The sequence below is a fragment of the Pseudobutyrivibrio ruminis genome (assembly GCF_015057245.1).
Lineage (GTDB): Bacteria > Bacillota > Clostridia > Lachnospirales > Lachnospiraceae > Pseudobutyrivibrio > Pseudobutyrivibrio ruminis_E.
The window spans coordinates 45330-55083 of sequence record NZ_SVET01000018.1; the positions used below are offsets into that span (position 1 = coordinate 45330).

A 9754-nucleotide genomic window follows, 5' to 3' on the forward strand; every position below is an offset into this window, starting at 1 on the left:
TAAAGACATAAAAAGACCGAGGAAGAAGAAATTCCTCGGTCTTTTTATTATAAGTATTGACGTGGAAGATATTAAGTATTAATATACTACCTATAATACGTCAAAATTTATGACAATAATTTTTAACATTGTGGCTCAAACAATAAAATACACCTATACGAGATACAGAGAAACGCCGAAAATGCAGGCGTTATAAATTTTTTTAATATAAAATAGTTAAAGATTGAAAATGAATAGCAAAAGGAATAAAATTGAATTAATTGTGAAATAATTACCATTAACACAACGAAGCGGAGGAGAATAAGTTTTGAAGAATAATAAAATTCTATTTGTCACTAAACGATTAGTGGCAGCAGTAATGCTATCTGCATTACTTTTTTCCACATCAGAAATAGGCGTTTTAGCTGAAAATTTGGATGGTCAGGAAGATACAATCACAGATGAAAGTATTCAGCCAGAAGAAGAAACAGCGGAGGAAGAAACGCAGACAGAAGAACAGGAGAATGCAGAAGAGGAAATCCAGCAGGAAACATTTACGTTAGATGCTGTTACTGAATCTGATGGAGTGGATTTGAATGAATCAAAGGTAACATCGTCAGGCCAAGAATCGGATGGAAATGGCGAAAATGGTGGTGAAGCTGCCAGCTCAGATGAAGATAAATGTACCGAGCATGTACTTGCTGATCCGATCTATAGCGAGGATGGAACCAAACTAATCTATAAATGCACAAATGCAAATTGCGATTATACAAAGGAACAGTCAACAAAGCCTGTAATTACAAAGGTAGATGTTACAGGCGAAGAGTCAGAAGAACAAGAGAAAATCTTTCATTCCAAAACAACAATTAAAGCAACGGTACAAGTTGAAGGCTATGCATTAGATAAAAACCTAGATAACGTTGAGGTAGATATTTGTGTATATGATTATAGCGATGAGACATCAACAGACAACCAAGCGGGATTTAGTTTGAATAGCATATGCACACCTGAAAGAAGCGGTGCTAATGGAACTCTAACAGTGACCTGGACATTAGAACCCGAAGTAGGAAAGATGTATTCTCTTGGTTACGTCGTAGCAGTCAATAATGTAAAAGATAATATTTCGATTGCAGCAGATAATTATGAGCTTAATGACATAGTAGGCAATGCTGATGCAGCAAAAGAAAACGACAAATTTAAATACACAATAAGTAGTAGTGATGGAACATATACATTAACAGAGCAGGATGTTAATGATAACGAAATAAAGTGGTATTCAAATAGTGGTAACAGTGAGGATAAATTAAACCTAAAAATCGAAGGAAAAGCAAATGCCAAGATTCAAGTAAATAGTATTGAATATGGTCAGGGACAGGCAATTGAATTTGAAAGAAAAGATGGGAATGGCCGCTTTGAGACAAGACAGATTACTTTTTCTATCTTTGGATATGAATGGACTTGGGATATCTATGTATGGGTAGTAGACAACATTTATGAAGCCCAGCTACCTACAGACGCATCTCGTACATACACAGTTAACTATACCATAGAGGGAGACACAACAAATACATATACAAAAACCATAAAAACATTCATAGACAACGAACCTCCAAAGCTTGAAATAACCTATAACAATCAATCAGCACCAGCAGGCTCAGAGGGAGCAGAAGCTGGATTCTACAATAATGATGTAATAGTTGTTGCTAAGATTACTGAGGCTAACTTTGATGCGGTGGATGTATTACCAGGATTAACAGTAGTAGGAAACTCAACAGAAAAAATACCCTTCGAAAAGAAAACAGCTTCCGAACCATTAGAGAATGGAGATATCGTATATACGTATGAAGCAAAGGTTTCTTCAGAAGATGATTATCATGTAAGTGGATGCGTAACTGATAAAGCTGGAAACAATAATGCAGAAGGCTCATTTGAACAGACAAACTTTACGATTGATAAAACTGCTCCAGTAGTAGCAGATATTACATTTGATAACAATGAAGTCAAGAACGAAAAATACTACAAAGCAGCAAGAACTGCAACAATTAAGGTTCAAGAGAAAAACTTTAGTACAGATGATAAATTTACAAGTTTAGAAATAACATCTAATGGTGGCAAAGCAGAGATTGGCGCTTGGCAGCAGTCAGGGGATGGTACATATACTAAGACGGTAACATTCTCAGAAGATGGTACATATAGTTTTAAGTTTAGCTGTAAAGATAAAGCTACAAATGTTTCTGAAACAAAAACGGTTAACGAATTTGTAATAGATACAAAAGCACCAGAGGTATCTGTAGAGTTTGATAATAATTCTGTACAGAATGGAAAGTATTTTAATTCTGCAAGAACAGCAAAAATAAAAATCAAGGATATAAATACAAAAGCTTCTCAGGCTGTAATAACAAAGTCTTCAGAAGAAGGCCTAAATGAATTACCTGAAATCAGTGGATATTATGATTTAGATGAGGAACATGAGGCGACTATTAGATTTGAAAAGGATGGCGCGTACGGATTCAATGTATCTTGTGAAGACTTGGCAGGAAATGTATCTGATCCATATACTTGCAGCTCATTTGTAATAGATACGACAGCTCCTGTTATAGATATAACTGGTGTAGAAAACATGTCTGCAAATAAAGGAGCAGTTGAGCCACTCATAAGTGTAACGGACAAAAACCTAGAGGAAAAAAGTTTAGAAGTAACTCTTACTGGTTCAAATAACGGACTTGTGAATGGTGGTATGACTACGACTACAATTGCCGATGGGTATCAAATCAAGGTTTCTGATATCGCTCATGAAAAGGATAAGGATGATTTATATACTCTTAATGCAGTTATCACTGATTTGGCAGGAAATAAATCTGAGCGAAAGATAGAGTACTCCGTAAATAGATTTGGTTCTGTTTATGTTCTTTCACAAGCAACTAAAGATATGGTTGATGGATATTATGTTACATCTCCACAGGATGTTGTGATAACAGAAATCAATGTAGATAGCCTTGCTTACAAGGAAGTATCAGTGGGATTTGAAGGAAATGTAAAAACACTATCAGAAGGTAGAGGATATACCACTAGTGATTTGGCTAATGATCGTGGTTGGCATTCTATAAGCTATGTTGTTGGAAAAAATAATTTCAACAATGATGGAATATACAATGTGACTGTATTCTCAGAGGATAGAGCGACTAATAAGCAAAGTAATCAATCCAAAGATGCTGAAATAGAATTTTTAATGGATATGACAGCTCCAAGTGTAGTTGTATCAGGAATTGAAGATAACGGAACTTACGAAGAAGCAAATCATGATTTTTCAGTAAATGCTACAGACACAATTGGTGTATCAGCAATGACTATCACACTAAATGGAGAAGAGCTAGGAAGCTATACAAGCGAGGAATTGGCAGAGAGTGGTGGAACAAAGACTCTGACTATTCCTGAAAAAGCAGATTTGCAAAATATCGAAATAACATGTTCCGATGTTGCTGGTAATGTAACAAATCTTAGTTATAACAATTTGCTTGTTTCGCAAAAAGCGGAAGAACTAAGAGATAACGAGATTATTAGTGAAGTTCCAGGACCAAAAGCTGCTGGTTCGGCACTTCCAATAGCAATAGCTGCTGTTGCTTCACTTGGTGCAGCAGGTGCAGGAGTTGGAGTATTTGCTTTTAAAAAGATAAAGACTAGATAGTAGGAGATTTATTAATGAAGGGATTTAAGGCTCTTTGTATATTTACGTTAGGATTAATAATGGCATTCTCGCCTGTTTATAAAGTGCAGGCTGCAGATGACACATCAAATGCTGAAAGCGCAAAAAATGGTGTTGTTCAAGTTAATACCGTATTTACGGATGAGAGCAATGTTAAACATATTATATGTGGTGCATCGGGATTTTTAATTGGAGATTCAGAGGGAAGTGAGTACGTAATAACCTGCAATCACATCCTTAATCCTGATGATGAGACTATTACTGCAGCTTTAGAATACCTTGAATTACCAAATTCAGAGGAAGATGTAGCGAAAATTTCATTTTCCACAGAGGTGGTAGTAGAAGGAGATGTTGTTCTTAGTACAACGGTTGTAAATACCAGCGCAGAATTGGATCTAGCTGTTTTGCAATTGCCACAGCCTATATATACAAAGAGTCCACTCACACTTCTTACATCACAAAATTATGAGGTGGCTAATCTGCCTTATGCGATAGGAGATACCGTATATGCTATGGGATATCCGGATGCAATAACTTATGATTCTAAAACCCAGTACTATTCAGATGAACAAGTGGCTATGACCATGGGGCATATCGTAAATCTTGTAAATCTACAAAATGTTCAAGTGATAGAAAGTGATGCAGCAGTAGGAGCAAATAACTGTGGCGGTCCACTTGTAGACGAGTATGGATATGTTATAGGAATGAATCTTCTTACAAGTGATGGAATGTATTCATGTGCACTGGACTCAACCAAAATAACAAAGCTTTTAGATGGCCTTGGAATTCAATATTCCTGTGAATATGAAAGACCTGTAGAGGAAGAGGAAGCCCCTGAAACTGAGATATCTGATACAAAAGATAAGGGAATACCTACATACATAATAGTAATAATATGTGTTGGCATAGTTGCAGTTGTTGCAGGTATAACGACCACAGTAATTGTTATTGTAATCAATAAAGATAAACCTAAAAAGAAGTCAAAGAAGCAGCTTAAGCAAGAGGAAGAAGCCCGAATGCAAAGCTTTATAAATAAGCCGGGAGTAAAAACTCCAAAAGACCCGTTTAAGTTTGAAGCTGCTAATGACAACTATGGGCCAACAGACACTGTTATATTAGCTGGCAAACCAGCTTCAAGCGAAACTACTATCCTTGGTCAAGGGCAAGGAATTTCCCAGCAGATTAAAATGGGAACTCTTATAAGAGTGAAAACTGGAGAAAAAATACCATTGAACAAAGGTTATTTCACCATAGGAAAGGATAGCCTGCATGCAGATTATTATGTTAAAGATAATGGAACGATTAGTAGGCAACATGCTGCAATTCGTCAAACAAATAATGGTATTTTCCTAGAGGATTGTAACTCCACAAATGGAACATGGTTGAATGGAGTAAAACTGGAAAAGGGTGGCAAGCAAAAGCTTTCAAATGGTTCAGTAATTAAGATTTCAAACGAAGAGTTTAAATATGAGTTATAAAACAGACGTCAATACTGATATAGGAACAAAAAAAGAGGTAAACCAAGATTCGTTACTGGTAAAGCAAGGGAAAACAGCTGCAGGAGATGTAGTGTGTGTAGCATGTTTATGTGATGGAATGGGAGGTTTATCCCAAGGGGAAATGGCAAGCTCAAGCTTTGTTCGTAGAATAGATGAGTGGTTTAGAAATGAACTGCCGGGAGCACTTAGTAAAGAGGAAAAAACGGAAGAGCTTAGCGCCAACGATATGGATAATAAGTCCTTAAAGCAGGTTCAAATACAGTTAAATCTAATAGTGCAGCAGATGAATGAAAAACTAAAAGAGTATGGTCGCACTCAGGGATTCAGAATAGGAACAACTGTTGTAATAATGGTGGTTGTTAATGATGAATACTTAGTAATGAATGTTGGAGATTCAAGGGCATACGTATTTACGGATTCTCAAATAGGTCTTTTAACACATGATCATAGTTATGTGCAGCAGCAAATGGATTTAGGAAAAATGACATATGAAGAAGCCGTGAATAGCGATAAGAAAAGCATACTTCTTCAGTGCATAGGAGCATCCGAAGAAGTAAAGCCGGATTTTTATACAGGCTTCTGTAACAAAGGAGAAAACTACTTATTGTGTTCAGATGGATTATGGAGAAAGCTAGATCCAAATGAAATAGTGAAATTTGCAGCCCAAAGGGATGGGTTAAAGAAGCTCACTGAGTTAGTAAAAAATAGAGGAGAGACGGATAACATATCAGGGTTATTAATTAGTATTTAAAATGCTGGAAATAGGAAGTGTAATTGACAACAAATACAAAATACTAAATAGAATTGGCAAAGGTGGAATGAGCATTGTTTATCTTGCAATGAATGAGCGTGCAAATAAGCAATGGGCAATAAAAGAAATCCGAAAAGATGCAATGATAGATTCTGATGTAAATCTGCAAAGCATCAAGACTGAAACAGAGTTGCTAAAAAACTTATCACATCCTAATTTGCCAAGCATTATAGACATAATAGATTACGAAGATAGCATTCTAATCGTAATGGATTATATAGAAGGTAATACTTTAGGAAAAGCACTGGAGGAATATGGCCCACAACCCCAAGAATTTGTTATTGAATGGGCAAAGCAGTTGTGTGACGTATTGGGATATTTACATTCTCAGAATCCGCCGATTATTTACAGGGATTTGAAACCATCCAATATAATGCTAAAGCCAGATGGCACTATTGTTCTTATAGATTTTGGAACAGCAAGACAGTACAAGGTAGACAATATAGAAGATACTACCTGTCTTGGTACAAGAGGATATGCTGCACCTGAACAGTTTGGTGGTCATGGCCAAACAGATGCAAGAACAGATATATATTGCCTTGGAACAACTATGTATCATCTTTTGACTGGGAAAAATCCTAGTGAGCCACCTTATGAAATATATCCAATACGCTATTGGAATCAGGAGTTTTCACAGGGATTGGAGCAAATAATACTTAAGTGTACACAGCTTGATCCTGAAAAACGCTATCAAAAATGTTCGTCTATAATTTACGATTTAGAACACTATTATGAGTTGGATCAAAACTATCGTAAAAAAGAAAAAGTAAAGCTAGGAACTTTTGTTGCAGCAATGAGCATGGCGCTGATTACAGGGGTAGCTGCAATTACATGTCATGTATATGCTAGCAATCTACAACAATCAGGCTATGAAACACATATAGATAATGCTGATAAAAATCAGAATTCTGCAGATATGGAAACAAATTATATAGAGGCAATAAATATTGATCCTTCTAAGGCAGATGCATATATAAATCTGGTAGATAAAGTTTATTTGGCAGATGAAAATTTTTCAGAAGCTGAGGCGACAGAACTTAGGCAATTGTTGATAACTACCAGTGGAAATCGCACATATGAGGATATCCTAAGTCAAAATGGGTCAGAGTATGCACTGTTTGCATATCGATTAGGCTTGGCATATTTCTATAGCTACGAAGGCACTGGAAATAAACAGCAGTCAGCTTATTGGTTCAAAAAAGCAGCTGAGGGAGACTTGGAACAGAGTCAAAAGGAGAGAGCTGTGCGATTGGGAAGTATAGCAGATTATTATATTTCCCTAGGAACAATAGATAAATCAGGTGATGGCGGTGTCTCATATAGTGACTACTGGGATGATCTAATGGCATTGTCAGATGGCAATATTGCCGAATTGGATAATGCAACCACAGCCTTGGTTATATATAAGGAGCTTGCAAGTCAGATATCAAGCAATGCAGAAAAGTTTCATAGAGATGGTGTTGCATATAACGATATGGAACTTGCATTACAAAACATTGAGGAACATGTAAAGAATGATATTGATAGCACAGACGCTGTAAATATCGAAAGAGTAACGACGATGGAAGAAGAATTGCGAACCAATATAGAAAAAGCAAGACAGAGTATTTCATTGGCGGAACAGGAGAATTAATAAAAGTGGATACAGTTCAACAAACACAATTACTCAATAATATAGCCATAGTTTTAGCTGTTACAGCGATTACATTTCTCATAGTGGCCGTTGTTTTGTGGTTTGTATTTGATATAGCTCATTCGATTAGAGTATTAACAAGAATAGGCACAAACAAGGAAGTAGCGATTACAAAGACTCCAGGGGTACAAAAGTCAAACGCTGTTCTTAACTGGAATACATCTGAGATGTTAAAAACCAAAAAAGTGTATGAATGTCCAGAAACGGAAATCTTAGATACTTCAACAGAATTATTAAATGATGAAACACAGTTATTGACAGAGGTACCAAGTGGATTTGAGATAGAAGAAGACATAGTAATAACTGGAACTGATAGAACTATATAGCAAATTGTATTAAACACCATAAAAAATGGGTTTAAATAAAATTTTATAATAGGAGGAAAGAATAATGGCAGAAACAGGTATGAATACGGAAGAAGTCACTACTGCATTAAACACGATAGTGACAGAGGCAGCAGAGTTGGACATTATAGCAGATTCTGTTTTTGGGTTGGCTGAGCCTTTAAGTGAGGCTTGGAAAGGCGGTAATGCTGAGGATAATATAGCATACCTAGCAGAACTTGGACAGAATATGAAATCAATGTCAGATGCTATTATGGCTATTCATGATTGGACAGTCGTATTAAGAAACAATTATGAAGAAGTTGCCACTGACGGAAGTAATACATATTAGAAAGGGAGGGATAAACCATGGCAGACATTATTTACGGACAGACCGATGATATGGCTGATACTAGTAATAAGCTGACTACTTTTAGTTCAGACTTAGAGGCTAGACTTAATCAAATAAGAAATAATATTACAACAATTGCAGATGCAACAAAGGGAAAATCATCTCCAGCATTATTAGATAATTATGAGGATTTAGATATAAAGCTGAAGCAATACGTTGAAGAGTTAGAAGTATATGGTAGCGGACTTCAGCAAAAGGCTAACGATTTTGAAGAAGTCGATGCTGTTGCATCAGCGTCAGTTCCTACATATACAGTAGGCTAAGGTTTTTTTCATATGGCGGCTTTGTCCGCCATATGAATATTGTATAAAGGGAGGCAAAAATGGGAACAACAGCAGAACAAGAAGAAGCTGCTAGAAGAGCTGCCATAATGGCTGCAATAGCAGCATTAAAAATTGAGCTTGTTGGGGTAAATACTGCAATCAAATATTACGAAGCTATCCTTAGAATCCTACAAAATGAAGATAGTTCTCTTGTATGTATGAAAAAAGATTTGACTACATTTGTATATGATTATGTAGGTAGCTATGATTTAAAAGGTGATACTCCGTGGGGCGGCAATAAAGAAAATTCTGCGGCTACCGATTTAATGACAGCTAAAGCGGAAAAGACACTATATATTTCAGATACAAATAGCTTAAGCAGCGATATTGATTCAGCGATTGAAACAACAAATGAAAAACTAACTGAATTGTATAGTAAGAGAGATGATTTAGAAGATAAAATAGCGGATTTGGAATCACAATTATAGTAAGGGAGGCAGGCTATGCCATATGCAGACGAGAAGGGAAGGCGTGAGTGTGGATCTGGAACCAGCTCATCAGAAATACAGATTGACCAGGAAGTATATGAAGAGCTGGTTAAAGGAATAGAAGATCAGGCTGAATTAATCATAAGTACAGATCAAGCATATTCAGAAGTAGATGCTTTTACAAGCAACAATGTTACTGTTCCTAAATATGAGGAAGAAGACCACAATATGGTTGATTTATTAAAGCAGTTAAAGGAACAGGTTTTTATGATTACAGAAACTATGGACAACATTAAAGAAAACTATCTTAATGTTGATGAAGAAAGCAAAAGAACTGCTCAAACAGAAAGTGTAAGAATGACAGGGCAAACTATTGCCTAAGATGTGATAAAAGGGAGATTTATTATGCCATACGCAGACGAGAAGGGGAACATAGAAGTAGGCGAAGTAGATATAGAGTGGGATGTTGCAGCACTAAGAAGTTATTTTGATGAATGTCAAAAGGTTTATAACGAGTTTCTTGAAATGTCAGATGATTTAATCAAATCATTTGAAGCATTTGCAAATGATGAAACTCATAAAG

Annotated in this window: 9 protein-coding genes; all 9 read left to right on the top strand. The window is 36.2% G+C overall.

Annotated elements, in window-relative coordinates; translation table 11 throughout:
* The first annotated feature begins 307 nt into the window (after positions 1 to 307).
* The 9 genes from E7274_RS12320 to E7274_RS12360 all read left to right on the top strand — a co-directional run bounded on the left by E7274_RS12320 (position 308) and on the right by E7274_RS12360 (position 9552).
* Positions 308 to 3664, top strand: a complete 3357-nt coding sequence (locus E7274_RS12320) for an Ig-like domain-containing protein (RefSeq protein ID WP_304176281.1) — start codon at positions 308 to 310, stop codon at positions 3662 to 3664.
* A 14-nt stretch (positions 3665 to 3678) separates the two neighbouring features.
* Complete coding sequence (locus tag E7274_RS12325) at positions 3679 to 5160, top strand: trypsin-like peptidase domain-containing protein (protein WP_304176283.1); 1482 nt, start codon at positions 3679 to 3681, stop codon at positions 5158 to 5160.
* Positions 5150 to 5932, top strand: a complete 783-nt coding sequence (locus tag E7274_RS12330; protein ID WP_304176285.1) for a PP2C family protein-serine/threonine phosphatase — start codon at positions 5150 to 5152, stop codon at positions 5930 to 5932. Before E7274_RS12325 ends, E7274_RS12330 begins: the two co-directional genes overlap by 11 nt.
* 67 nt (positions 5933 to 5999) lie before the next feature.
* A complete protein-coding gene (locus E7274_RS12335; protein ID WP_442960418.1) occupies positions 6000 to 7625 on the top strand; it encodes a protein kinase domain-containing protein in 1626 nt (541 codons plus the stop codon).
* 5 nt (positions 7626 to 7630) lie between these two features.
* Complete coding sequence (locus E7274_RS12340; protein ID WP_304176289.1) at positions 7631 to 8011, top strand: hypothetical protein; 381 nt, start codon at positions 7631 to 7633, stop codon at positions 8009 to 8011.
* 64 nt (positions 8012 to 8075) lie between these two features.
* Complete coding sequence (locus E7274_RS12345; protein WP_090482472.1) at positions 8076 to 8360, top strand: hypothetical protein; 285 nt, start codon at positions 8076 to 8078, stop codon at positions 8358 to 8360.
* A 17-nt stretch (positions 8361 to 8377) separates the two neighbouring features.
* Positions 8378 to 8683, top strand: coding sequence for a WXG100 family type VII secretion target (locus E7274_RS12350; protein ID WP_090482474.1), 306 nt, complete (start codon positions 8378 to 8380; stop codon positions 8681 to 8683).
* Positions 8684 to 8742: 59 nt separating this feature from the next.
* Positions 8743 to 9171: a hypothetical protein gene (locus E7274_RS12355; RefSeq protein WP_304176290.1), complete on the top strand. Its 429-nt coding sequence runs from the start codon at positions 8743 to 8745 to the stop codon at positions 9169 to 9171.
* A gap of 15 nt (positions 9172 to 9186) precedes the next feature.
* A complete protein-coding gene (locus tag E7274_RS12360) occupies positions 9187 to 9552 on the top strand; it encodes a hypothetical protein (RefSeq protein ID WP_304176292.1) in 366 nt (121 codons plus the stop codon).
* Positions 9553 to 9754: the final 202 nt, after the last annotated feature.